This window comes from Sphingomonas sp. GW821-FHT02B09 (genome assembly GCF_059421875.1).
The window spans coordinates 134,379-160,914 of the sequence record NZ_JBWKVV010000004.1; the positions used below are offsets into that span (position 1 = coordinate 134,379).

Below are 26,536 nucleotides of genomic sequence, written 5' to 3' on the forward strand. Positions count from 1 at the left end.
GCGAGAGACAAATCTACTGGCCATCGGGCATTGGCTGCACCTTCGTTGCCGTGTGTCGACATCTACGAATGCGAATCGCATCGGCATGGCTTCGTAGATGCCGGTATCGGCAAGCACGGTTATCCATGCGCACGCCACTCCGATAGTCGTCGCAAGGCCCCGCCCCGCCCCCTCCCACCGGCTGAGCTATCGCATATGGCTGCAGTGATGAGGCTCGATCGATTTCCTCATTAGATTCGTCACCCCGGACTCGTTCCGGGGTCCACCGGGCCGCGAGAGGACGGTGTCGAATCAAGCCTTTCTCCTCGCCGCGGGGTGGACCCCGGAACAAGTCCGGGGTGACGGGGTGGACTTGGAAGACGGCAGGCTCGCACGAGCGTCCATCTACGATCGCCCTGCTCCTACCGGCAAGCTGCTGCATTTCCTGCATTCGTCCGCGCGATTATGCGACGGGCCGAGGGCCGCCAACGGCATTCGTTTGTTTCTTCTACACTTCTGTTGCGCATGGTAACCATATGACCGGTCTCATTTCCCGCCTCAGACGGCTGCGCCATTCCGATCAGGCGATCGCCGCCTCGGTGCGCGAGACGCTGGTCGAATCGCTCTATGCCTCGCCACAGTCGCTGGTGATCGGCGCGCTGACCAGCAGCGCGATCGTCGCGATCGTCGCGCTGGTCAGCGGTACGCCGTCGATGCGCGCCTGCGCGGTGGCGATCGCGGTCGTCGCCAGCATCCGCGTCGGCGACGCCGTCCGGCTTCACCGCCGCACCCCGACCCACGCGCTGCCGACCGGCGCCTGGGCCCGGCGGCAGGAGTTCATCTATCGCGCCGGTGCGGTCTGCTATTCGGCGTTGCTCGGCACGTTCGGCATGCTGACGCTGATCAACAGCAGCGATGGCGTCCTCCAGTTGCTCGCGGTGACGACGACGATCGGCTATGCCGCGGGCATCGCCGGGCGCAACGCCGGCCGGCCGTGGATCGCACTGGCGCAATTGTGCTTCGCCTCGCTGCCGCTCGCCGCCGGGCTGATCGTCTCGCTCGAACCGCTCAAGATGGCGCTTGCGGTGGTCATCCTGCTGTTCGTCGTCGCGATGATGGACATCACGCTGCAGACCTATGGCGTCATCCTCAAGGCCACCGTCGTCTCGCGCGAGAAAGCGGCGCTGGCCGAACATCATGCCGCGATGGCGCGCCGCGATGACCTGACCGGCGTCGCCAACCGCACCGCCTTCCGCGAACAGTTCGAGGCGCGGTTGCAGGCGCTGGCCGGGGCCGATCGTCGCCTGGCGATCCACTGGATCGACCTCGACCGCTTCAAGGAGATCAACGATTCCTTCGGTCATCTCGCCGGCAATGCGTTGCTCGCCGGCGTCGCGCGCCGCCTCGACGAGGCGTTCGCGGGCGAGGGCATCGTCGCGCGGCTGGGCGGCGACGAATTCGCCGTGGTTTGCGAGATCGCGGGATCGGAGGACGCACTCGCCACCGGTCGTCGGATCATCGATCTGGTCGCGCTGCCGGTGCATCACAACGGCCGCATGCTGCACGTCGGCGCCTCGCTCGGCATCGCCATCGCCCCTGCCGACGGCACCGACGCCGACACGTTGCTCAAGAATGCCGACCTCGCTTTGTACCGCGCCAAGGACAGCGGCCGCGGCCAGATGTGCCTCTACGAACCGCTGATGGACGAGAAGATCGAACGCAGCCGCACGCTCGCCGCCGATATGCAGGGGGCGCTGGAACGCGGCGAATTCCATCTGATGTTCCAGCCGATCTACGATCTGGCCGGCGAACGCATCCTGTCGTGCGAGGCGCTGCTGCGCTGGACCAGCCGCAATCACGGCGCGATCTCGCCGGCCGAATTCATCCCGATCGCCGAGGACAACGGCCTGATCGTCGCGATCGGCAGCTGGGTGATCCGCGAAGCGTGCCGCGTCGCCAGCGGCTGGCCCGCCGAGGTCAAGATCGCGGTCAATCTGTCGCCGATCCAGTTGCGCTCCGCCAATCTGCCGACGGTCATCATGGGCGCACTGGCGAGCAGCGGCTTCGCCGCCGACCGGCTCGAGCTGGAGGTGACCGAATCGGTGTTGCTCGAGGATATCGAGGCGTCGCTCGCCGCGCTCGACGCGATCAACCGGCTCCACGTCCGCACCACGCTCGACGATTTCGGCACCGGCTATTCGTCGCTGAGCTATCTCACCAAATTCCCCTTCCAGACGCTCAAGATCGACCGGTCGTTCATCACCGACCTCGAACAGAGCCATGCGTCGGTGGCGATCGTCCAGACGGTGATCGACCTCGCCGCCAAGCTCGGCATGCGCACCGTCGCCGAGGGCGTCGAGACGCAGGCGCAGCTCGACCAGTTGCGCCGGACGCGCTGCGACGCGGTCCAGGGATATCTGCTGGCGCGGCCGATGCCGGCGAACATGGTCGGCGCCATGTTCGCCGGCGGAGCGGCGGGGAGCGAGGCCAGGGCGCACGGGCGCGCCTGACCCCGCATGGCTCAGGCCACCGCTTTGTCGAGCAGGCGCGATTGCGCGCCGACCAGACGGCGCATCAGCTTGAGGTCGGTCTCGTTGAGCCGCAGCGCCGCATCGGCCCACAGGTCGACCACCGCCTCCAGCTCGGCGAGCGGCAGCGGATTGACCGAGCGCGACGCCTCGTAGATCGCGCAATGGCCGCTGTGCCGCCGCCGGTTCTGGCGGATGTAGGTCTCCACCTCGGCACGCCCCCGCCCCGGATCGGCGAGCGCGTGGATGATGCCGAGGTCGTAGAGTTCCTCCGCGCTGTACGAGCGGCCGCTGAGAATCATCTGCTCGGCCCGCGCCGAACCGAGTCGCCGCGACAGGAAGCAATGCGCCCCCATCCCGGGAAACAGGCCGAAATTGGTTTCGGGCAGGCCGAAACTGGTGCCGCGCTCGGCGATGACGACGTTGAACGACAGCAAGGCCTCGAAGCCGCCGCCCAACGCGTCGCCCTCGACCAGCCCGATCGTGATGATCGGCCGTTCGAGGCTGAGCATGTTGCGATGGAGGATGCGGACGCATGCCCGGCCGTAGCGGACCAAGGCGTCGCGATCGCCGTGCCGGATGTGCGTGGCGAACAGGTCGAGATCGCCGCCCAGCGAGAAGACGCCGGGAAAGCGCGAGCCGAGCACCAGATAGCGGATCGGCATCGCGCCCGAGCCATGCGCCGCGACGATATCGTCCTGCCATTGGTCGAACGCCGCGAGCAGATCGGGATTGAAGCTCGGCCGGCTACGCTGGCGCATGTAGGTCCACAACGTGCCGAGGTCGGGATCGAACTCGGTCTCCAGATCGGTCAGGTCGAACGGCGCGCGCCGGATCGGCTGATGGGGGAGATCGGCCGCGACCGGGCCGGATTGCGTCCTCCGCTGAACGGGTACGACGGGGGGATATTCGAGGGTCATGACGACGTCCTTCTGCACGTACAGCAAGGTGCTGCGGCCGGAGTCTACGTCGAAACGCCGTGCTAAGCGGCTGATGGATAAGGGGTCGCGGCGCATGCCATACGGCGTTGGCCGCAGCGCCGGCACCTTACCCCGCGTCGCCGCTTACGATCTGGTTACCCTTCGCGGTTACGATCCGTCGCGAGGGAGAACACCAATGACCTGCTACATCGTGCTCGGTGCGTTCATTGCCAGCAACGTGGCCCTGATCGCAGGGGTGATGCTCAACCAGCGGGGGTGAGCGCTCTGCGCCCGGCCGCCGCACCGGTGGGGCTATGAAAAGTGCCCGCCCCTTTTGACGGAGGCGGGCAGAGGCTGCATGCCCGATGAGAGGTTCCGACTCAGTCGGCCATGCTGAAGCCTACGCTCACCATGGCGAGTCGTCTTGAGCAAAATCGCTGCCCGGTTTGCCGCCACCGGCTCTCTCCATCCGATACCGCGCCGATCGTGAGTCACGGCACGGCGGCTCCAAGAATCTGGACGCTCGATCGGGCCACATCTCGTGAGCGCGAGGAGGAGCAAGTCCGTCGCAGGCGGACGCCACGCATGCCGTGATCGTCCGACGTTGCATGTCGCCGTACAGAGTATAGGTCGAGGGGAGCGACCGGATGCAGCGTATCCGGACGATAAGGCGCCGGCGACGACCGCACGCCATCAGAGAGGATTATGATGCGATCACCGCCGCTTATCGCCACCTTGCTGCTCGGGGCCGTCCTGCCCTTGCCGCTCGCCGCACAGGTCCCGGCGGCCGGCACCGCGGGCGTCATGGCCAACGCCGGTCCCTACAATGTCGCTATCCTGGCGGGGGGCATCGGGGTCGAGCGCCCCCTCGACAAGGCCGGCGACGCGGTCGCGTCGGGCGCGTCATGGACGCTCTCCACATGGGTGCGCCCCGATGCGAGCGCGGCCAACGGCATCCTGATCGCCGTCGGCGACCCGCTCGGCGCCTGCCGTTGCCTCGGCCTGATCGACGGCCGGTTGAACGTCACGGACGGCACGGTGCGGATGACCGGCGGCGGCAGGCTTGCCGCCGGCCGCTGGACGCAGGTCGCGGCGGTCGCGGACGGCCGGACGCTCACGCTCTATGTCGACGGTCGCGCCGTCGCGGCGCGGGCGAGCCGCCCGTCCGAGGTCGCTCCGCGGCTGGCGATCGCCCCGGTCGTCGGCGCCGGCGACGCGCAGCGGCATTTCGGCGGTTCGCTCGCCGATGCCCGTTTCATCCCCGCCGCGCGCGGCGCGAGCGAGATGGCAGCCGCGGCTCGCGATCGTCCGGATTTCGCCTCGGTGCAATTCTGGCAGGTCGGCGTCGGCTGGCCCTTCCAGAAGCAGGCGAACATCGGCCTCACCCAGCAGCAGGATGCATGGACGCTGCCACGGGCGCGGGGCGTCGCGACGACGCCGCCGGCGGTGCGCCTGCCGTTGCCACCCACCGGCCTGGCGCGGGCCAGCGACGGACGCTGGCGGGTCAATGGCTGGCAACTCGCCGCCGCGCCCGAGGTTCGCGAGAACGGCGCGGCGCTGTCCCGGCCCGGGCGTGCGAGCGGCACCTGGCGTCCCGCGACCGTGCCCGGCACGGTGCTGACCACGCTGGTCGATCGCGGCGTCTATCCCGACCCCTATTACGGCCTCAACAACCTCAGGATCCCCGAAAGCCTCGCGCGCCAGGACTATTGGTACCGCACCAGCTTCACGGTGCCGGCGGAGGGGGCCGGCAAGCGGCTGACCCTGGTGTTCGGCGGCATCAACTACGCCGCCGACATATGGGCCAACGGCCGCAAGCTCGGCGATACGCGCGGGGCGTTCATCCGCGGCCAGTTCGACCTGACCCCCGTTGCCGGCGAAAACGTGCTGGCGATCCGCGTTTCGCCACCGCCGCACCCCGGCATCCCACACGAACAATCGATCAGCGGCGGCGTCGGGGAAAATGGCGGTCAACTGGCGATCGACGGGCCGACGTTCGTCGCGACGGAGGGCTGGGACTGGATTCCGGGCATCCGTGACCGCGACACCGGGCTGTGGCGCCCGGTCGATCTGCTCGCGCACGGCGACATACGGCTGCTCGACCCGCATGTCGTGACCGACCTGCCGTTGCCGCGCACCGATCGTGCCGACGTTTATGTCACCGTACCGATCCGCAACGATGGCGCGACACCACGCCAGGTGACCGTACGCGCCGCCTTCGGCGACGTCCGCGTCGAGAAGACGGTGACCGCGGCGCCCGGCGAAAGCCAGGTGGCGTTCACGCCGGGCGACTTCGCCCAGCTGCACGTCGCCAAACCCAGATTGTGGTGGCCGAACGGCTATGGCGAGCAGGCGCTGTACCAGCTCTCGCTCGAGGCGCTGGCCGATGGCCGGATCTCCGATACCCGCACCGATCGCTTCGGGATGCGCGAGGTGAGTTATGATCTGTCGCTGTTCGACACCGCGGGGGCCTTGCGCCGGGTCAACGTGCAATTCACCGATGGCAGCCTGCGTGGCGAGCGGTTGCTCGACATCCGTCATGAGGCGATCAAGCAATCCCCCAACGGCTGGGCGGAATCGCTGACCGTAGCCGGCGAGCGATCGCCCGCGGTAACGTCGGTCGCGACGACCATGCCGGAACCGCATCTGACGATCCGTGTCAACGGCGTGCCGATCGCCGCACGCGGCGGCAATTGGGGGATGGACGACGCCATGAAGCGCGTCAGCCGCGACCGGCTGGCGCCATATTTCCGGTTGCAGAAGGAGGCGCATATGAATGTGATCCGCAACTGGATGGGCAACAACACCGAAGAGGAATTCTACGATCTCGCCGACGAGAACGGCATGATGATCCTGAACGACTTCTGGCAGTCGACCCAGAATGCGCAGGTCGAGCCGCAGGACCCGCACCTGTTCCTCAGCAATGCCGACGACGTGGTGCGCCGCTACCGCAACCATCCGTCGATCATCCTGTGGTTCGGCCGCAACGAGGGTGTGCCCTATCCCGCGCTCAACGAAGGTCTGGACGACGTCATCGCGCGCGAGGACGGCACCCGCTGGTTCACCGGCAGCTCCAACGTCATCAACCTGCAGGGGTCCGGCCCCTATAATTACCGCCCGCCCGTGGGCTATTTCACCGGACTTGCCACCGGCTTCTCGGTGGAGACGGGAACGCCGTCGCTGTCGACGCTGGAATCGGTCCGAGCCACGATGCCCGACAGCGAGACCTGGCCGCTCAGCGACACGCTCGCCTACCACGACTGGCATGTCAGCGGGAACGGCGACACCAAGACGTTCATGGCGGCACTCGACACGATGTTCGGTCCCGCGACGAGCTTCGCCGACTTCGAGCGCAAGGCGCAGATGATCAATCTAGAAACGCACAAGGCGATGTACGAGGGGTTCCTCGGTCATCTCTGGACCAGGAATTCCGGGCGGCTGCTGTGGATGACCCATCCTGCCTGGCCATCGAACACCTGGCAGATCTACAGCTCCGACTACGACACCCACGCCGCTTACTACGGCGCGAAGAAGGCGGCGGAGCCGCTGCACGTCCAGCTCAACCTGCCGGGCAACGAACTGGTCGTGCTCAACACCACGCGCGAGGCACGCGCCGGCCTGCGCGTCCGCACCCGCGTCGTCGGCCTCGACAATGCCGAATTGTTCTCGCGCGAGGACCGGGTGAACGCCGCCGCCAACGCCGCCACCCCCCTCGCCGCCATTCCGCTGGATCGGCTGTTCGCCGCGCATCCGATGCTGCTCGTCAGGATCGAGATGTCCGACGCCTCGGGACGGATGGTGGCCGAAAACTTCTACTGGCGCGGCAAGGACGAGGCCGCCTATCGCGCGCTGAACGACCTACAGGCCGTAGCGCTGACCGCATCGACCGCGGCGACGCGGGACGACGGCGACGATCGGGTGGTGACGGTGACCCTCGCCAATAACACGGCCGTCCCCGCGCTCAGCGCCAAGCTCACCTTGGTCGACATGCACGGCACGCGGGTTCTCCCGGCCTTCTACAGCGACAATTACGTCGCGCTGCTGCCCGGGGAGGAACGTCGTCTCGAGGTGCGTTATCCCAGGACCGGCGGCCAGGCGACCGGGCTGACCCTGCGGGGCTGGAACGTCGCGGCGGGAGACGTTGCGATCCGGTGACCCGAACCGTGCGGCGTCCCGCTGCCGGGACGCGCTCGCCAGGGTCGTTGCGAACCGCCGGTCGATGCGGCGTTTCGCAATCCCACTAGCCCGTTGCCCGCATGCTGATAGGCTGCGCCGATATCCGGCGCGACCGTCAGGCCGGGACGCCCGGAGAGACCTATGATGATACGCCTGCTCGCCACCGCCATGCTCGCCGCCGTCACGGCGTCGCCAGCCGCCGCGCAGCTCAGGCTGCCGCACCTGTTCAGCGACCATGCCGTGCTGCAACGCGATCGGCCGCTGCATATCTGGGGTTGGGCCACGGCGGGGGCGACCGTCGCCGTCGCCTTGCACGACCAGCGCGCGACGGCGGTCGCAGACCGGCTCGGCCGGTGGGAGGTGTGGCTGAAGCCCGCTGCGGCGGGCGGGCCGTATGTCCTCTCCGTCGACGGCGGCGCGACCGAGGGCGCGGTGCGGGTCCAGGACATCATGCTGGGGGACGTCTGGTTCGCCTCGGGCCAATCCAACATGGAGTTCCCGCTCAAGGGCTTCGACGGGGCGCCGTTGAAGAACGCCGCGGCCGAGATCGCCGCCGCGACGAACCCGCGCGTCCGGCTCCTCCACGTCGCACACAAGGCCAGCACCGTCCCGCTGCGCGACATCGACGCGACGTGGACGGCCACCACGCCGGCGACGGCGACCGACTTCTCGGCGATCGGCTATTTCTTCGCGCGCGAGATCGCGGCACGCGAGCACGTGACGGTCGGCGTGATCGATTCGACCTGGGGCGGAACGCCCGCCGACAGCTGGGTATCGACCGACGCCTTCGCGACCAACGCGGCGCTCGCCCCCGCGATCGATGCGCGCGCGCGTTTCCAGCAGGACCAGACCGATGCCGACCTCGCCCTCGCCGCCGAAGCGCGGGAGGACGCCGCCATCCGCGCCACCGGCGGCACGCCGCCGACCCATCCCTGGCACCCGCCGGAGGAGGCATACCGGCCGTCGGCGCTCTACAACGCGATGGTCGCACCGTTCACCGGCTACGGCATCAAGGGCGTAATCTGGTATCAGGGCGAGACCAACAGCAACGTTGCGCGCGCGCCTTATTACGCCGACCTGTTCCGCGGCCTGATCGGCGACTGGCGACACAATTTCGCGCAAGGCTCGTTCCCCTTCCTCTACGCACAGATTTCGTCGTTCGATTCGCCCGCCGAGGAGTGGGGCCTGGTGCGCGACGCGCAACGCCGTGCGCTGGAATTGGTCGACACCGCGATGGCGGTGACCACCGACGTCGGCGATCCCGGCAACGTGCACCCGGGCGACAAGCAGACCGTCGCCGCCCGGCTCGCGCTCGCCGCACGCAACGTCGCTTATGGGGAACGCGTCGCCTATGAAGGCCCGTTGTTCCGCCAGGCGACCGGCGAGCCGGGCGGGATGCGCATCTGGTTCGACCATGGCGCCGGATTGACCAGCCGCGGCGCACCGGTGAGCGGTTTCGAGATCGCCGGCGCGAACCGGACCTTCGTCGCGGCGACCGCGCGGATCGAAGGCGACACGGTGATGGTCACCGGGCCGGTCCAGCAGCCCCGCTACGTGCGCTACAATTGGGCCAATGTCGTGCCCGTCAACCTCTACAATGCCGCAGGCCTGCCGATGTCGACCTTCACGTCCGAGGAGCGCATCCAGGGGCATGTCGCCTATCCCTGAGCGCATCACCGCGCGATCCCTCGTCATATCGGCGCCCGGCCGGGGCGCCGCGGGGCGACGACCGGCGATGCGCGGACCGACGACGCACATGCAATCACATGAGAATGGAAGGTCAGCCGTGCTCAGAAAGACGTTGTTCCAGGTCATGGCTGCCGTGCTGGTGCAGGCCGCCACCCCGTCGTCGGCGCAAGAGGTGCTGGATCTCGACCCGAACACATTGGCGCCGTCGAAGGACCCGAAGCGGGTCGCGAACGGCCTCGCGCCGACGCCGCCGATGGGCTGGAACAGCTGGAACAAGTTCGCCTGCAAGGTCGACGAGGCGACCATCCGCGCCACCGCCGACGCGATCGCGTCCAACGGCATGAAGGCGGCGGGATATCGCTACGTCGTCATCGACGACTGCTGGCACGGCACGCGCGATGCGAACGGTTTCATCACCGAGGACAAGGCGCGCTTCCCGAGCGGGATGAAGGCGCTGTCGGATTACGTTCATGCCAAAGGGCTGAAGTTCGGCATCTACTCGGATGCCGGCACGAAGACGTGCGGTGGCCGCCCCGGCAGCCAGGGGCACGAATATCAGGACGCGCTGCAATATGCGCGCTGGGGCGTCGACTATCTCAAATACGACTGGTGCTCGACGGGCGTTCGCAACGCCGAGGAAGCCTATGCCCTGATGGCGGACGCGCTCCGCGCTTCGGGTCGCGACATCCTGTTCTCGATCTGCGAATGGGGCAATTCCAGGCCGTGGCTGTGGGCGTCCAAGATCGGCAACATGTGGCGGACGGCCGGCGACATCACGGACAAATGGACCGGCCATCACGGCTATAGCTGGGGCGTGGCGTCGATCGCCGACATGAATGAGCCGCTGTGGCCGTATGCCGGGCCGGGCCATTGGAACGACCCCGACATGCTGGAAGTCGGCAACGGCGGCATGACCGACATCGAATATCGCGCGCATTTCGCGCTCTGGGCGATGATGGCCGCGCCGCTGATCGCGGGCAACGACGTCGTCCACATGGACCAGCCGACACGCGCAATCCTGCTCAACGCCGACGTCATCGCGGTCGATCAGGACGCAGCGGGTGTTCAGGGCCACCGCGTGTGGAAAGACGGTGACCGCGAAGTCTGGTCCAAGCCCATGGCGGACGGGGGCCGGGCGATCTTGCTGTTCAACCGCGGCGAAACGCCCGCGACGATCGCCGCCGACTGGACGATGCTGGGATTGCCCGCATCGGTGCGGATGCAGGTACGCGATCTCTGGATGCAAAAGGACGTTGGCAGGCACACGAACCGTTACGCCGCGCAAGTCGCCCCTCACGGCGTCGTCATGCTCAGGCTAAACCGCTGATAGCGAAGCGCTAATCGCCAGTGTTGGACAGGCTTCAGGGGATTGCGCGTGTGTGGTCGATGCAAGACCGGACGCAAATTACGTCATTGGGACGACGCTCAATATAAATGGCAATGCCACGGCGTGAACGCTTCGATCGTGTCACGCGTCGGATCGCCGCCACGCACCATAGGGGGGAGCGGCGCCGTCCGCCGGGCAGCGCGACCTGCCTTGCATAAGCCGCCGTGACGGTCGACCAGCGTTCAGACGTCAAAAAGCGCCAGGACCACCGCAGGTCTCTGCCGTTTCCGAAAATCATCCAGATAGGAAATGGTGCCGCTTACAGGACTCGAACCTGTGACCCCCGCATTACGAATGCGATGCTCTACCAGCTGAGCTAAAGCGGCACGGGGTGATACGGGTGTAACGCCGTTCGGGGGTGCGCCTAACAGGTCGGATTGCCGCTGACAAGCGCCCAAGCACGCCGCATCTTCGCTTTGCCGGCTTTACGACCCGTTTACCACGGAGCGTGCACAAGCGGTCCGGACCAGGGTCGTGCGGCCCGGTGGATGAAGGGTTTGGGCATGGGTATCGCGCGCGGCTTCGAGGACGAGCGGCTGGACATCGACGGGGCGATCGGCGGAGCCCTCGACGGGGCCGGCGAGCCAGACGTCGATGAGGGCGGCGTCGGGGATGCGATGTTCGAGCTTGGCGGCGACGAGCGGCGCATGCACGTACGCGCCTATAATCATTGGGTTTCCTTGCTGAGGGGACGCCCCTATCCGGAGATCGGCGATCTCGATCCGGCGCATATCGACTTTGGGCCGCACAGCGTCCTCATCGACTTCACCGGCGGGATCGACGACCCCACGATCGCCTTCCTCGGCGAGCGGCTGCGCCGGGAATGCGGGCTGGAGAGCGACATCGTCCGCATCGCCGACGTGCCGGGCCGTTCGCTGCTGTCGCGGCTGACCGACCATTATCTGCAGATCATCGCGAATCGCGCGCCGATCGGCTTCGAGGCCGAGTTCGTCGGCATCCGCGGCCGCACCACGCTGTATCGCGGCATCTTGATGCCGTTCTCGTCCGACGGCGAGGCGATCGACTTCATCTACGGCGTGATCAACTGGAAGGAGATGGTCGACGACGCGACGCAGGCGACGCTCGACGCCGAACTCGACGCCGCGGTCCGCGCCGCACCGCGCGCGCCGGTCGCCACGCCGATCTGGGCGGACGGTCCGAGCAGCGGACTGGAGATGGTGCACCTGCCCCCCGCCCCCTTCGCCCCCTTCCCCGACGATGCCACCACGGCCCGCGCCGGCGCGATGGCGGCATGGCGCACGCTGCCGGCGATCGGCACCGTCGCCATCGATGCGGAGGCGGACGAATTCGTCGTGCTGCTCGCCCGCGCCCGCGCCGACGGCACGCTCGACGTCATCAAGCGCGTCGCGGGCAACGACGCGATCGACGGCATCGCCCGCCTGCCCGACGCCTAGTCGCCCGCTTCGGGCGGCAGCAACGTCTTGACGAAATGGCCGCGCGGGCCGGCATCGCCCTCCTGCCGGATCATCACCTGCGTGCGCTTGGCGAACCACATCCGCGTCAGTCCGTGCTCGGGCGCGTTATAGTCGGTGGTCATCAGCCAGCAGTCGACCGGCTTGCCGTCGGGGCCGTCGATCCGCGCCGCACCGGCGATGGTGAAGCGATAGCGATCGGGCTTGCCCGATCCGGGATCGTAGAGGCTGGCGACGAAGCTGGTCCCCGCCGCCATCGGCAGTTGCTGGAACCATTCGCTGTCGGGCACGAAATTGAACAGCGGCTCGCTGCCCGCGATCGCGAAGTCCCTGGCGTCGTTGCCGGCGCGATCGGCGATCCCCGTCACGCGCGCGCCGTCGAAGCGATAGGCGGCGGTCTTCGTCACGCCGTCACGCACGGTGGTGCGGACCTGTTCGATCGGGCGCATCGTCCCCGCCTCCATCAGGCTGTCCTCGCGGCGGACGCTACCGTTCGGTCCCGCCCCGTCCCAGAGTTGCGCAACGCGGACCAGCCGGCGCCCGTCGCGCGTCTCGAAGCTGACCGTCCGCGACCAGATGTCGATCGCGGTGCGGTGGCCGTCCTTGACGACATAGCGCAGGTAACGCTGCGTCCCCGGCTTGAGCAACGCCGCGCGCGCGAGCGGCGCACCGACCCTTACCTCGACGTCCCTGCCAGTCTCCTTCGCCATCGCGGGCGCAGCGAGGATCGCGGCCGCACAGCACAGCATCGTCGGCGTTTTCATCAAGCACCCCCTCCACCTCTCTGGTGTTCTATAAAGCTACCACACATAAAGTTGCTCGCACGCGTTATTTTCGCACTGCGGCAAGCCTTGAGGTCCTTGGATTGCAGGAGCATAGGCGACGCATGGCCGACCAGAACCAGAGCATGGCCGAGGCGCTCGCCGCCCGGCTGACCAAGGGCGCGCTACCGGGAGAGCTGACGGGCTTCGGCGATGCCGAACGCGCCGCCGCCGCCGCGTTCGTCGCGCAAACCGCCGCCAAGCGCGAATCGGGCAAGCCCGCCGTCGCGCTCGAACCGATCGCCTCCGACGACGTCCGGCGACGAATGCGGCTCGCGATCGTCAACGACGACATGCCCTTTCTGGTCGATTCGATCGCCGCCGCGATCGGCGAGCTGGACCTCGACATCGATCGCGTCATCCACCCCGTCGTCCGCGTGACGCGCGACGCCGACGGCACGATGACCGACATCGGCGGTGCCGGCGCGCCCGAATCGATGATCTATATCGAGCTGGAACGCGCTGATGCGCGCGACCGGCGCGGACTGATCGAGGAACTGACCGCGGTGCTGGCCGACGTGCGCGCCGCGGTGACCGACTGGCCGTTGCTGCAGCGGGCGATGGCGCGCGACGAGGCGGCGCTGCCGCAGGGCGAGGGCGCGGCGCTGCTGCAATGGTTCCTCGACGGCCAGTTCACCTTGCTCGGCCACCAGATCTGGCGACGCGACGGCAGCGCCGGCGAGGCGCTCGGCCTCGCACGCAACCCGCATCAGACGCCGGTGCTCGCCGAGGCGAGCCGCAGCCTCGCGATCCAATGGTTCGAGGAGGGCAACGAGGCGCCGCTGCTGCTCAAGTCGAGCCTGATCTCGACCGTGCATCGCGCCGTGCCGCTCGATCTCGTCATCGTGCCGGTGATGGACGGGAGCACCGTGGCCGGCCTCTCGATCCACGCCGGCCTGTGGACCAGCGCCGCGCTCAGCGTCCGCCCGCGCGACGTGCCGGTGCTGCGCGCGCGCCTGTCGGCGCTCGAGGCGAAGTTCGGCTTCGATCCCAAGGGCCATGCCGGCAAGGCGCTGACCCATGCGCTGACCGCCCTGCCCCACGATCTCGTCGTCGCCTTCCCCGCGCCGGCGCTCGAGGAGGTGGTGCTGACCGCAATGAGCCTCGCCGACCGGCCGCGGCCGGCGCTGGTGCTGGTGCGCTCGGCGCTCGGGCGGCATCTGTTCGCCTTCGCCTGGCTGCCGCGCGACGACCTCACCACCGCGCGCCGCGTGCAGATCGCACAGATGCTGACCGAGGCGTCGAACGGCAGCGTGCTCAATTGGTCGATCAGTCTCGACGACGGCGTCGTCGCCTTGCTGCGCTATACGATCGACCTGCGTGGCGACGGCCGCATGCCCGAGACCGAACCGCTCGCCGAGCGGCTGCGCCGGATGGTGCGCGGCTGGGTATCGGACGTCGAGGCGGCGCTCGCCGAGCGCGTGCCGGCGGCGCGCGCGGCGCGGCTCGCGCTGCGCTGGGCCAACGCCTTCCCGCCCAATTACCGCAACGTCAGCAGCCCCGCCGAAGCCGCCGCCGACATCCTGCGCGTCGCGACGCTCGACGATCCCGATGCGCGGTCGGTGCGCATCTTCCCGACGGTGCCGGGCGAGGATCGCCAGCTCAAGATCTACAAGCTCGGCGGCGCGCTGGCGCTGTCGGACGCGGTGCCGGTGCTGGAGAATTTCGGCTTCCGCGTGATCGGCGAACTGCCGACGCGGCTGCGCGAGGATGCCAATACCTTCGTCCACGATTTCGTCGTCGAGACCGACGCCAATGACGATGCGGACGACGCGGCGGTGCTGGAAGGCGCGATCGCTGCGGCGCTGGAGGGCGCGGCGGAGAATGACGCGTTCAACCGGCTGATCGTCGACGTCGGCCTGTCGCCGCGATCGGTGGTGCTGTTGCGCGCCTGGTTCCGCTATCTGCGCCAGGCGGGCCTGCCCTATGGCCTGACCACGGTGGTCGATGCGCTGCGTCGCGCGCCGAAGCTGACCAAGGCGCTGATTGCGCGCTTCAAAGCGGCGCACGACCCCGCGCAGCCGGGCGACGTGGCGGCCTGCGACGCGGCGATCGAACGCGGCCTCGACGCGGTGTCGGCGATCGACGACGACCGCATCCTGCGCGCCTATCGCAATTTGATCGCCGCCTGCCTGCGCACCAATGCCTTCGCCCCCGCCGCGGCGGAAGCGCTGGCGTTCAAGCTCGACAGCCATCTCATCCCCGGCCTGCCGGCACCGGTGCCGTGGCGCGAGGTCTGGGTCTATTCGCCGCGCGTCGAGGGCATCCATCTGCGCGCCGGCCCGGTCGCACGTGGCGGCCTGCGCTGGTCGGACCGGCGCGACGATTTCCGCACCGAGATCCTCGGGCTGATGAAGGCGCAGCGCGTCAAGAATGCGGTGATCGTGCCGACCGGCGCCAAGGGTGGCTTCTACCCCAAGCAGCTCCCCTCGCCCGCGGTCGATCGCGACGCCTGGCTGGCGGAGGGGACCGAGAGCTACCGGATCTTCATCCGCTCCTTGCTGTCGATCACCGACAATATCGTCGAGGGCCGCGTCGTCCATCCCGAGGGCGTGCAGGTGCTCGACGGCGAGGACCCCTATTTCGTCGTCGCCGCCGACAAGGGCACCGCGACGTTCAGCGACGTCGCCAATGCGCTGGCGCTGGAGCGCGACTTCTGGCTGGGCGACGCCTTCGCCAGCGGCGGCAGCGTCGGTTACGACCATAAGGCGATGGGCATCACCGCCAAGGGTGCCTGGGTGTCGGTGCAGCGCCACTTTGCGGAGCGCGGGCTGGACGTGCAGACGCAGCCGATCACCGTCGTCGGCTGCGGCGACATGTCGGGCGACGTCTTCGGCAACGGCATGCTGCTGTCCAAGACGCTGAAGATCGTCGCGGCGTTCGATCACCGCCATATCTTCATCGATCCCGATCCGGACCCGGCGGCGAGCTGGGACGAGCGCGCGCGCATGTTCGCGCTGCCGCGGTCGAGCTGGGCGGATTATGACGCCGGCCTCATCAGCGAGGGCGGCGGCGTCTGGGCGCGCAGCGAGAAGGTCATCAAGCTGTCGCCGCAGGCGCAGGCCGCGCTCGGCATCACTGCGACGCAGCTCGATCCCGCCGCGCTGATCTCGGCGATCCTCAAGGCGCCCGCCGACCTGCTCTGGTTCGGCGGCATCGGCACCTATGTGAAGGCGGCGGCGGAGAACAACGTCGCGGTCGGCGATCCCGCCAACGACCGTCTGCGCGTCAATGCCGAGGAATTGCGCGTCACCGCGATCGGCGAAGGCGCCAATCTCGGCGTGACGCAGGCGGCGCGCATCGCTTTCTCGACCCGGGGCGGGCGGATCAACACCGACTTCATCGACAATTCGGCAGGCGTCGATTGTTCGGATAACGAGGTCAACATCAAGATCGCGCTCAACCGCGAGATGAACGAGGGCCGGCTCGGCTTCGAGGAGCGCAACGCGCTGCTCGCCAGCATGACCGACGACGTCGCGCATCTGGTGCTCGAGGACAACCGCCTGCAGACGCTGGCGCTGTCGATCGCCGAGGCGGACGGCGCGGCGGCGATCCCCAGCTATGTCCGCGTCATCGAGATCTTCGAGGGCAGCGGGCGGCTCGACCGCGCGGTCGAGGGGCTGCCGGGCAACGAGGATCTGCTGCGTCGCGGGCAGGAAGGCCATGGCCTGACCCGTCCCGAACTGGCGGTGCTGCTCGCCACCGCCAAGCTGGCGCTGCAGGACGGCATCGAACATGCGCCGCTGGCGATGGCCGACGAGCTCAGGCCCGATCTCCACGCCGCCTTCCCGGCGGCGATGCGGCGCGATTATGCGCAGGCGATCGACGACCACCGGCTGCGCGCGCAGATCGTCGCGACCAAGCTCGCCAACCGCATCGTCAACCGGCTTGGCATCCTGTTCCCGTTCGAGCTGGCCGAGGAGGAAGGCGCCACGGTCGCCGATATCGCGGCGATGTTCGTCGTCGCCGAGCGGCTATTCGGCCTCGATGCGCTGTGGGCGGAGATCGAGCACGCCGACATTTCGGAAGGCGCACGTATAGCGCTGTTCAACGAGGTGGCGGTGGCGACGCGCTCGCATATCGCCGACCTCTTGCGCGCCGCGGCGCCGGGGACGTTGCCGGGGGCGGTGCTCGACCGGCTCGGCACCGGCATCGCCCAGCTCGAACGCCAGACCGCGTCGCTGCTGCTCGAAGAGGCGAGCGCGCAGAGTGCGCGCATCGCCGCGCAGCTCGAGGCGGCGGGCGCGCCCGCCGATCTGGCGCGGCGCGTCGTGCGGCTGTTCGACCTCGACGGCGCGGTCGGGCTGGCGGCGCTCGGCGAGCGGCTCGGCCTCGACGAGATCGAGCTGACGCGGGCGTTCACCCATCTCGGTCAGGCGCTGGGGCTCGACTGGGCGCAGGCGAGCGCGGCACGGATCGTGTCGAGCGACCCGTGGGAGCGGCTGCTGCTCGCCGGCCTGTCGCGCGAGTTCCAGCAGCAGCGGCTGGAATTCCTCGCGCGCAGCGGCGGCGCGGATCCGCGCGGTGCGGTGAACGACTGGCTCGCGGCGAATGCGGCGCGCGTCGGCCAGTTCAAGGCAGTGATCGACCGCGCCCGCCACGCGGCGCAACCCAATGCGGCGATGCTCGCGCAGATCGCCGGTCAGGCACGGGTACTACTGGGGCGGTAGACGACCAATTCCTCCCCCGCCAGGGGGAGGGGGACCGCTCGGCGTCAGCCGAGTGGTGGAGGGGGAGGACACGGGCGCTCTTAATAGAACTCCCACCCTGTCCTCCCCCTCCGTCACCGCTTCGCTGGTCCCCCTCCCCGTGCCGGGGAGGAATTTAGGAACGCCGCACCTTCGCCCGCCATTCGCGCGCGCGCCACCACATGATCACGCCCGTCACCGCGAGCACCGCCGGCGCGATGCCGCCGAGGAAGATCACGATCTGCCAGACGATCCCCATCCCCTCGCCGTCGTGGATGCGGCGCATCGTCAGCGCCAGGCCGCCCGGCCGCCGCGCCGGCGCCGCCACCGCGACGCCATTGTCGTCCGCCACCTTGACGACATGGCCGCCGGCATAGGTCACCGTCCAGTCCGCGGTCGCGCTGGTCGGCCAGGCGATGCTGCGGAGCGCGCCGCGCCGCACGCTCGCCGCGCGCGCGACGACCAGATCGAGCGGCTGCCCCGGCTCGGCGAGCGGCACCGCCCGCTGCGCGCCGCGATCCGGCGCGCGCTGGCCGCCGAACACCGCCGGGAAGCTGATCCACGCGCCGGTCAGCGACAGCACGAACAGCGGCAAGGCGATCCAGAAGCCTGCCATATGATGGATATTGGTGTCGGTGTTGCGATGCCGCCGCCAGCGCAGCCCCTTGGTGAAGGCGCCCACCGTCGGCCACCACAGCCACAGCCCGGTGAAACTCGACACCATCATCGCCACGCCGATCCAACCGACGATCGTCCGCCCGATCCCCGGCACCTGCAAGCTGCCGTGCAGCACGTGCAGGAAGCGCACCAGCCCGGCGTTGCGCTCGGCGACATCGAGCACGCGCGCGGCCGGCGGGTCGAGGTAGATCATCATGCGCGGCGGCGGCCCGCGGCGGTCGGGATCTACAGTGGCGGGCGCGGCGGCGACCGTGACCGGCCCCCTCCCATCCGGCATGGTGATCTGCGCGATCCGCTCGCCGGGCTTGAGCACCGCCTGCGCCGCGGCGGCATAGGTCTCGGGCGTCCGCAGCGTGACGCCGCTGATCTGATAGCGCGCGGGATGGACGATCCGGTCGAGCGCGTCGTGCCAGACGAGCGCTGCGCCGGACAGCGACAGCGGGATGACGAGGATCGCCAGCAACAGGCCGATCCACTTGTGGATCTGGAACCACGTCCTGCGCCACGCCAGTTTCGTCATCGCTCGCTCCAACCCATTGGCGCGGCGTCGCATGCGTGCCGGGGGGAGGTCAATCGGGGAGCCCCCAGATCGGTCCGCCCCCTGCGAAGGTGGAACTGACGGACTTGGGGGAGCGCGCCCCTACACCTCCGCCCAGCGGCGGAGCAGGTTGTGGTACACGCCGGTCAGCTTGACCACGGCCGGCGCATCCGCGCTCATCGCCGCGGTCGCCGCCTGCACGCCCTCGTCTAACTCGAACAGCATCCGCCGCGCGCCGTCGTCGCGGACCATCGACTGGATCCAGAAGAAGGACGCGACGCGCACCCCGCGCGTCACCGGCGTCACGCGATGCAGGCTGGACGCGGGATAGAGGACCATATGGCCCGCGGGCAGCTTGACGGTCTGCGTGCCGAACTGGTCCTCGATCACCAGTTCGCCGCCGTCGTAATCGGCGGGGTCGCTGAGGAACAGCGTCGCCGACAGATCGGAGCGGATGCGGAAGTCGCTGCCGCGGCGGATGCGGATCGCACTGTCGACATGCGTGCCGAAGGTCGCGCCCGGCCCGTAGCGGTTGAACAGCGGCGGAAACACCTTGAGCGGCAGCGCCGCCGCGACGAACAGCGGCGACGCGGCGAGCGCGTCGAGCACCATCGCGCCCCCTGCCCGCGCCGCCGCGCTATCCTCGGGCAGTTGCTCGTTACGCTTCGCCAGCGCGGACTGGTGGCCCGAGGTGGCATTGCCATCGGTCCAGTCCGCCGCATCGATCGTCCCGCGCAGCGTCGCCACCGCCGCCGCATCGAGCAGGTCGGGGATCGCGATCAGCATGCGCGCGTCCCCGCCAGCGCCGCCGGGCCGCGGCTGCGCAACGCGGCATGCGGGCAGGCGGCGAGCCAGTCGCGCACCTGCGCGACGAAGCGCACATTGCCGAGCGCGCCGGCGCGGCCGATCCAGTGTAAGGCTTCATCCATCCGCCCGGTGTCTGCCAGCATTCGCGCATGGTTGAAACAGCCGCGGAAATCGCCGCCCGCCGCGGCACGTTCGTAGCAGCGCGCCGCCTTCGCCATATCGCGCGGGGCGACCCAGCCGTCCTCGGCGAAGCTGCCGACGAAATTCATCGCCTTCACATTGCCCAGCGCCGCCGCCCGTTCGAGCCAGTCGAGCGCCGCCGCCTTGTCCTCCGCAACGCCCTCGCCGAGCGCGAGCAGCGTCGCATAATTATACATCGCCCAGTCGAGCCCGCGTTCCGCGGCGACGCGATAGCATTCCGCCGCGCGCGCCTTGTCGACCGCGGTCCCCCAGCCGAGGTCGTAGCAGCGCCCGACCATGTTGAGCGCCATCAGATGCTGTTGCGCCGCCGCCTTGACGAACCAGCCGAGCGCCGCGGCGGGGTCCGCCGCGACGCCATTGCCGTCGAGCAGCATCTGCCCGAACATCGCCTGCGCGTCGGGCAGCCCCGCCTCGGCCGCACGCCGCACCAGCGCGGCCTCGTCCGCGGCGAGCGCCACCGCCGCCATCAGAAGCGCACGGCGACCGTGCCGAACACCGTCCGCCCCGCCGCGACCTGCGCGAAATGGGTGGTGTAGAGCTGGCTGTAATAGACCTTGTCGGTCAAATTCTGCGCATTGACGCTGAGATCGACGTTGGGCGTCAGCTTGACGCTCGCGCGCGCGTCGAAGCGCCAATAGGCCGGCGCCTGACGGACGAGCAGCTTGGTGGCGACGAGCTGCGTCGCGCTGCGATCGTCCGAATAGCCGGCGATCTGCTTGCCCATATAGATGGCGGTGCCGCCGACCTCGAGCCGGTCCCACAAGGTGACGTTGGTCGTCGCGGTGAAGCTGTTGCGCGTCGTCTGCGGCATCTGCCGGCCGGTGTTGACCGAGGGGACCGGAACACCGCCGAGGATCGTCGAGCCACCGTCGATCACCTTGGGGTCGAGGTGCGTATAGCCGCCGAACACCGTCCAGCCCGGCAGGATCGTCCCCGTCGCGCCCAGCTCGATACCACGGATGCGCGATTCACCGATGAACTCGACGGTATTATTCGGCCCGGTGACGCGCGCGTTGTCGATCTGCGTCTGGAACGCCGCCGCGGTCAGCAGCAGTTTGTCGCCGAGCAAGGTCGCCTTGGCACCGACCTCGTAGGATTTGGTCTTCTGCGGCTTGAGCAGATCGACGATCGCGGCGGTCTGCGCCGTGGTGGGCAGCGCATTGTCCTCGCGCCCCTCGCCGAGCAGGCTGTTGGGCGGCGTCGCCGCGGTGGCGTAGCTCGCATAGAGGCTGGTGTCCGGCGTCGGCTTGAAGACGAGCCCCGCCTGCCAGTTGAAGAGTTCGTCGGTGCGCTTGATCTGGAATTGCGTCGCCCCCGGCAGCCGCGTCGTCGACGAGAAGCGATCGTAGCGCAGACCGAGGTTGAGGATCAGCTCGGGCAACAGCGTGATCGAATCGAAGGCATAGGCCGCACGCGTATTGGCGTCGTTCTGAGTCTGCGCGGCGAGCGCGCCGCGGACGATCGGCGTCGTCACGTTCGAAGCATCGCTGGCGTAATTCACCCAGGGATCGTTGGGGTTAGGCGTGAACAGGCTGGTGCAATTGTAGCGGGCGAGCGAGCTATTGTTGCAGCGCGGCGCCACGGTCGAGCCGTTGGCGAGCACATAGGTCCCGCGGCGCGCCTTCTCCCAGGCGAATTCGGTCCCCGCGGCGAAGCTATGCTCGATGCTGCCGGTCTTGAACGCGCCGTACAGATCGGTCTGGTTGATGATTGACTCGGTATAGCCGAAACGCGTGTTCGAGCGCCGCCACACATAGCCGCCGCTGGTCCGGTCGCCGCGCAACCCTGCCGCACCTGTCGTCGGGTTCGTCGCGGTCGTGCCATAGACGTTGCCCTGGCTGTCGTCGGGCATCGACATGATGTAATTCTGATCGGTGTGGGTGAAGCGCGCGGTATTGCGCAGCGTGATGCCGCCGAAATCATGCTCGGCGCGCAGCGTCGCCTGATGCGTCTTGGTGTCGCGGAAATCGCGGTCGGTCAGGCCGTAGAACACCGAACGATCGACATAGCCGGTCTGGCCGCCGCGCGTCGTGATCGTGCCGAGCGCCGGCCGCGACGCGATCGTGCCCGTCCCCGGCGCATTGCCGATCGTATAGAGATAGGGGATGCCCGCATCGGGCAGCTCGTGGCTTTCGAGATAATAGTAGCTCGCGGTCAGCCGCGTCGCCGTGCCGAGGCCGAGCGTCACCGACGGCGCCACGCCCCAGCGACGTGCGTAGAGCGCATCGCGGCCGGCGATGTCCTGATCGTGCCACAGCCCCTCGATGCGGAACGCCGCCATCTCGCCGAGCTTGAGGTTGAGGTCGGCGGTGACGCGCTTGAAGTCGGCGTTGCCGTAGCTGCCGGTGACGCTGCCGAAATCGTCGAGCTGCGGCAGTTTGGAGATGATGTTGATCGTACCGCCCGCCGAGCCGCGCCCGCCGAGCGTCGAATCCGAGCCGCGGACGATCTGGATCGTCTCGGTGGCGAACACTTCGCGGCTCTGCGCGCCGAGGTCGCGGACGCCGTCGACATAGATGCTGCCCTGCGTATCGAAGCCGCGGATGAACGGCCGGTCGCCGAGCGGATTGCCGCCCTCCGCCGCGCCGAAGGTGATTCCCGGAACGGTGCGCAGCGCGTCCTGCAGGCTGATCGATCCGGTCTGCTGGATCACTTCCTTGGGGATCAGCACGATCGAGCGCGGCGTGTCGATCAGCGGCGCGACCGCCTTGGGATCGTCGCTGCGCCGGACACGCTCGCCATTGACGAGGATGTCGTCGGGATCGCGGCGCTGGTCGGGGTCGGAGACCGGGGTCGGCGTCGGTTTCGTCGCGTCCTCGGCATAAGCGGGCAGCGTGTGGAACGCGCCGACGCACGACAAGGCCAGGAACGAAACGGACGATTTGGACATTGAGACCCCCTGCTTTTTCTTGGGGGCTCGCTATTGAGAGTCGTTCGCACTGTCAACGGTATTGCGTGGCATTCTCACTGATCGTGATCACCCGTCTCGATCTGTGCCTGCGCGAACAGCCAGCTGCGGATTGCGCTCGCCAGATTGGGCGGCTCGTCGGCGGCGATGCGCAATACGTCGATCTGCGCGACCAGCGCCGACAGCGGCAGCGCCTGCGCGACCGCCGCCGTTTCCAGCGCCTGCCAGAACGCCGGTTCCAGACTGATCGAGGTCTGATGGCCGGCGATCGTCATCGAACGTTTCACCGGACCTTCGAACCCGAACCGCGGCGGCTGGATGGCGGACGACATGAGCAGGTGGATTCCGATATCGTGGAACGCCCGTCATCGCGGCGAACCGCCGCCGCGGCAAGCCGCCGCCCGCCCGCTCAGGCGGTCTGCGTGATCGCCCCCCAGATCTTCTCGAGCAGCGCCCTGGTCTCGCGCACCTCCGCCTCGATGCCGTCGAGCCGCGTGTTGAGGTGATGCTGGTTCCCCGACAATTCGCGATGCGAGGCGATCTGCACCGCCTCGATCTGCTGGCGCGCCAGCTCACCGTTCTTGAGCAATGCGGCGACCAGCCCGATCCGCGCCGGGTCCTTGTCGAGATAGGCGCGCAACAGGCTGTTGCGGTACAGCGTGTTGTAACGCAGGTGCGTCGGCAGCCCGTCGGTGATCGTATTGGCGTAGTCGCCGGCGTCCGCCGACACGCGGACGTGATAATTGGCGAGCGGCTCGGGCAGCAGGGCGATGTCGGCGAGTTGCAGCGCGCGCAGGTTGAAGTCCCAATCGTCGAGCACGGGCAGATGCGAATTCAGGAAACCCGCCCTCGCCGCGACGTTGCGCCGCCACAGCAGCGCGATCGGCGGGACCTGCGGCGTGCGCAGGACGTCAAGGAAGTCGACGACCGCACCGTCATAGCCCTGCACCGCGGCGGCGGTGATCTCGACCGTGGTCCCGTCGAACCGCTCCTCGACCCGGTTCCACCTGGTGAGCACCGCGCCGAACCGGCGCTGCTCGGGCGCGAGCAGGAAGGCGGCGCCGGTGGCGAGGAACGCCGGGTCCCAGGAATCGTCGTCGTCATGCGTCGCGACGAACGCCGACGTTCCGCGCGACAGACCGAGATTGGCCGCCGCGCTCATCCCCAGGCTGGCGGGATTGTGGATGACGGTGATGCGTCCGGCGAGCGGCTCGGCGAAGACCTGCACCAGCGCGTCGACGGGCGCGGCCTCGCCGCCGTCGTTGATCAGATAGAGGTGCCAGTTCGCATGCCACTGATTCACCACGCTCGCCAGCGCCCGCCCGAGCAGCGCCGGCCGGTCCTTCGTCCGCATGACGACGTCGACGCCGTCCCCGGTCCCGTCGTCGCGCAGCTTCGCCATGCTGTTGGGAAAGATGGTGCTCATGGATACGGCAGATCCCTCTAGGAAGTCCTCGTATCATAGGCGCGGCCCGGAGACCGGAGACGCGGCACGGGCATTTAGATGGCATCCCCCCCGCTGGAGGAAGGCTATCGCCAATCGTTCGTGCGAGTCCGCCGAACACCAAGCCCACCCCGTCACCCCGGACTTGTTCCGGGGTCCACCCCGCGGCGAGGAGAGAGGCTTAATTTGACCATTCTCTCGCGGCTCGGTGGACCCCGGAACGAGTCCGGGGTGACGAATCTGATGATCGAACGGATCGAACCTCATCAGCGTAGCCATTTGCGATAGCCCTGCCCCTCGCGGGGGAGGCATTGCGCTAGGACGACAAATATCGATCCAACCCAGCGCGCATGATGCGACGGCTGCCGCCCCCTGTATTGTCGCCCTAATACGGACCGTTGCGCGGCACGCGCCGCTGCTCTAGCGCTGCACGGGAATAGAAGGAGCGACGCGTGAAGCTGGTACGGGGCGCATGGAAGCTGCTGGTGGCGATCAAGGACGGTCTGGTCCTGATCGCGATGCTGTTGTTCTTCGGTCTGCTGTTCGCGGCGCTCAATGCGCGGCCGGGGTCGAAGGCGATCGTCCCCGGCGCGCTGGTGCTCGACCTCGACGGCACGATCGTCGAACAGCCCGAGGAACAGGCGCCGTTCGCCGCGCTCTCCGGCCAGGCGATGCCGCGCCAGTATCGCGCCCGCGACGTGCTCCGCGCGATCGACGCCGCGCGCACCGACGACCGGGTCAAGGCGCTCGTCCTCGACCTCGACCGTTTCGGCGGCGGCTATCCGGCGACGCTCAACGAGGTCGCCGAGGCGATCCGCCGCTTCCGCGACACCAAAAAGCCGGTGCTCGCCTACGCCACCGCTTACACCGACGCCGGCTATCGCCTCGCCGCCAATGCGAGCGAGATCTGGGTCAACCCGCTCGGCGGCACGATCTTCACCGGCCCCGGCGGCAGCCAGCTCTATTACAAGGGCCTCATCGACAAGCTCGGGGTCAACACCCACGTCTATCGCGTCGGCAAGTTTAAGAGCTTCGTCGAACCCTATACCCGCGCCGACCAGAGCCCGGAGGCGCGCGAGGCGAGCCAGCAGCTGCTCGGCGCGCTGTTCGGCCAGTGGCGCGAGGCGATCGCCAAGGCGCGGCCCAAGGCGCAGGTCGGCGCGTTCCTCGCCAGCCCCGACCGGATGATCGTCGCCGCCAACGGCGATATCGCCAAGGCCAATCTCGCATCGAACCTCGTCGACACGCTCGGCGACCGCGTCGCCTTCGGCCGCCGCGTCGCCGCGCTGGTCGGCAGCGACGCCAGCAAGCCGGCCGGCACCTTCAACACGATCAAATACGACGCCTGGGTCGGCGCCAATCCGCTGTCGAAGACCGGCGACAACATCGGCGTGATCACCGTCGCCGGCGACATCGTCGACGGCGAGGGCGGACCGGGCAGCGCGCATGGCGATACGATCGCCAAGCTGATCCTCAACGGCCTCGCCAAGAAGAACCTCAAGGCGCTGGTCGTGCGAGTCGATTCGCCGGGCGGCTCGGTGCTCGCCTCCGAACGGATCCGGCTCGCCATCCTCGAGGCGAAGAAGAAGGGGCTGCCGGTCGTCGTGTCGATGGGCGGGCTCGCCGCGTCGGGCGGCTATTGGGTGTCGACGCCGGGCGACGTGATCTTCGCCGAGCCGGGGACGATCACCGGCTCGATCGGCATCTTCGGCATCATCCCGACCTTCGAGAAGACGCTCGCCAAGATCGGCGTCACCGCCGACGGCGTGAAGTCGACGCCGCTGTCGGGCCAGCCCGACGTCTATGCCGGCACCACGCCGCAGCTCGACACCATCCTGCAGGCGGGGATCGAGAACGGCTATCGCCAGTTCCTTGCCCGCGTCGCGCAGTCGCGCGGGATGACGCCGCAGCGCGTCGACGAGATCGCGCAGGGCCGCGTCTGGGACGGCGGCACCGCGCGCCAGCTCAAGCTGGTCGATCGCTTCGGCGGCTTGCAGGACGCGGTCGCGGAGGCGGCGAAGCGCGCCAAGCTCGACCCCGCCAAGGTCCATGCCGAATATCTGGAGAAGGCGCCCGGCTTCGCCGCGCAGATCGCCGCCAGCTTCGCCGACAAGGACGACGACGACGCGAGCGAGACGGCGCAGGGCGGCGACGTCTTCGCGCGGATCGCGGCGGAGCGGCGCGGGCTGCTCGCGCAGGCGCTCGGCGACGTCAAGCGGCTCGCCACCGCGGGGTCGGTGCAGGCGCGGTGCCTCGAATGCGGCGGCCTCGGTCCGAGCGACACCGCCGCGTCGGACGCGCGGCTGCTCGACCTGATCCTCGCACGCGTCGGGCTGTGA

At 68.6% G+C, this 26,536-nt stretch carries 16 protein-coding genes and 1 tRNA gene; 8 read left to right on the forward strand and 9 right to left on the reverse strand.

From position 1 onward, the window contains the following. Positions 1–515 precede the first annotated feature (515 nt). A complete protein-coding gene (locus AC07U4_RS17230; RefSeq protein WP_495196261.1) occupies positions 516–2,489 on the forward strand; it encodes a putative bifunctional diguanylate cyclase/phosphodiesterase in 1,974 nt (657 codons plus the stop codon). Positions 2,490–2,500: 11 nt separating this feature from the next. On the opposite strand, the gene AC07U4_RS17235 is transcribed toward AC07U4_RS17230, so the two are convergent. Then, entirely contained in the window at positions 2,501–3,427 is a 927-nt protein-coding gene (locus tag AC07U4_RS17235; protein WP_495196262.1) for a crotonase/enoyl-CoA hydratase family protein, read from the reverse strand. Between AC07U4_RS17235 and AC07U4_RS17240 the strand changes: the two genes are divergently transcribed. The 4 genes from AC07U4_RS17240 (at position 3,426) to AC07U4_RS17255 (ending at position 10,619) form a co-directional block, all read left to right on the forward strand. Further along, positions 3,426–3,707 (forward strand): hypothetical protein, encoded by a 282-nt coding sequence (locus tag AC07U4_RS17240; RefSeq protein ID WP_495196263.1) that lies wholly within the window; start codon positions 3,426–3,428, stop codon positions 3,705–3,707. The genes AC07U4_RS17235 and AC07U4_RS17240 overlap by 2 nt on opposite strands. A gap of 428 nt (positions 3,708–4,135) precedes the next feature. Beyond that, positions 4,136–7,582, forward strand: a complete 3,447-nt coding sequence (locus AC07U4_RS17245) for a glycosyl hydrolase 2 galactose-binding domain-containing protein (RefSeq protein ID WP_495196264.1) — start codon at positions 4,136–4,138, stop codon at positions 7,580–7,582. A gap of 162 nt (positions 7,583–7,744) precedes the next feature. Next, complete coding sequence (locus tag AC07U4_RS17250; RefSeq protein ID WP_495196265.1) at positions 7,745–9,271, forward strand: sialate O-acetylesterase; 1,527 nt, start codon at positions 7,745–7,747, stop codon at positions 9,269–9,271. Positions 9,272–9,389: 118 nt separating this feature from the next. Then, positions 9,390–10,619, forward strand: coding sequence for a glycoside hydrolase family 27 protein (locus AC07U4_RS17255; RefSeq protein ID WP_495196266.1), 1,230 nt, complete (start codon positions 9,390–9,392; stop codon positions 10,617–10,619). A gap of 310 nt (positions 10,620–10,929) precedes the next feature. Here AC07U4_RS17255 and AC07U4_RS17260 read toward each other — a convergent pair. Then, positions 10,930–11,005 (reverse strand) — tRNA-Thr (locus tag AC07U4_RS17260). Between the two features lie 177 nt (positions 11,006–11,182). Here AC07U4_RS17260 and AC07U4_RS17265 point away from each other — a divergent pair. Beyond that, a complete protein-coding gene (locus AC07U4_RS17265) occupies positions 11,183–12,094 on the forward strand; it encodes a PAS domain-containing protein (RefSeq protein WP_495196267.1) in 912 nt (303 codons plus the stop codon). Here AC07U4_RS17265 and AC07U4_RS17270 read toward each other — a convergent pair. Then, positions 12,091–12,876, reverse strand: coding sequence for a DUF3108 domain-containing protein (locus AC07U4_RS17270; protein ID WP_495196268.1), 786 nt, complete (start codon positions 12,874–12,876; stop codon positions 12,091–12,093). The genes AC07U4_RS17265 and AC07U4_RS17270 overlap by 4 nt on opposite strands. Positions 12,877–12,998: 122 nt before the next feature. Here AC07U4_RS17270 and AC07U4_RS17275 point away from each other — a divergent pair, with 122 nt between their 5' ends. After that, on the forward strand, positions 12,999–17,603 hold the full coding sequence (locus tag AC07U4_RS17275) for an NAD-glutamate dehydrogenase (protein WP_495196269.1): 4,605 nt from the start codon (positions 12,999–13,001) through the stop codon (positions 17,601–17,603). Positions 17,604–17,757: 154 nt separating this feature from the next. On the opposite strand, the gene AC07U4_RS17280 is transcribed toward AC07U4_RS17275, so the two are convergent. The 6 genes from AC07U4_RS17280 to AC07U4_RS17305 all read right to left on the reverse strand — a co-directional run bounded on the left by AC07U4_RS17280 (position 17,758) and on the right by AC07U4_RS17305 (position 24,179). After that, a complete protein-coding gene (locus AC07U4_RS17280; RefSeq protein WP_495196270.1) occupies positions 17,758–18,819 on the reverse strand; it encodes a PepSY-associated TM helix domain-containing protein in 1,062 nt (353 codons plus the stop codon). A 120-nt stretch (positions 18,820–18,939) separates the two neighbouring features. After that, the gene (locus AC07U4_RS17285; protein ID WP_495196271.1) at positions 18,940–19,623 is read right to left on the reverse strand and encodes a Fe2+-dependent dioxygenase; all 684 of its coding nucleotides are present in this window, start codon (positions 19,621–19,623) and stop codon (positions 18,940–18,942) included. Continuing rightward, positions 19,617–20,312, reverse strand: a complete 696-nt coding sequence (locus tag AC07U4_RS17290; RefSeq protein ID WP_495196272.1) for a tetratricopeptide repeat protein — start codon at positions 20,310–20,312, stop codon at positions 19,617–19,619. The genes AC07U4_RS17285 and AC07U4_RS17290 overlap by 7 nt, the downstream gene beginning before the upstream one ends. Beyond that, positions 20,312–22,735: a TonB-dependent receptor gene (locus AC07U4_RS17295; protein ID WP_495196273.1), complete on the reverse strand. Its 2,424-nt coding sequence runs from the start codon at positions 22,733–22,735 to the stop codon at positions 20,312–20,314. The genes AC07U4_RS17290 and AC07U4_RS17295 overlap by 1 nt, the downstream gene beginning before the upstream one ends. A 74-nt stretch (positions 22,736–22,809) precedes the next feature. Beyond that, positions 22,810–23,085 carry a ribbon-helix-helix domain-containing protein gene (locus AC07U4_RS17300; RefSeq protein WP_495196274.1) on the reverse strand — a complete coding sequence of 92 codons (276 nt, stop codon included), beginning with the start codon at positions 23,083–23,085 and terminating at the stop codon, positions 22,810–22,812. 77 nt (positions 23,086–23,162) lie between these two features. After that, positions 23,163–24,179, reverse strand: coding sequence for a glycosyltransferase family 2 protein (locus tag AC07U4_RS17305; protein WP_495196275.1), 1,017 nt, complete (start codon positions 24,177–24,179; stop codon positions 23,163–23,165). A gap of 470 nt (positions 24,180–24,649) precedes the next feature. Between AC07U4_RS17305 and sppA the strand changes: the two genes are divergently transcribed. Continuing rightward, complete coding sequence (gene sppA, locus AC07U4_RS17310; protein ID WP_495196276.1) at positions 24,650–26,536, forward strand: signal peptide peptidase SppA; 1,887 nt, start codon at positions 24,650–24,652, stop codon at positions 26,534–26,536.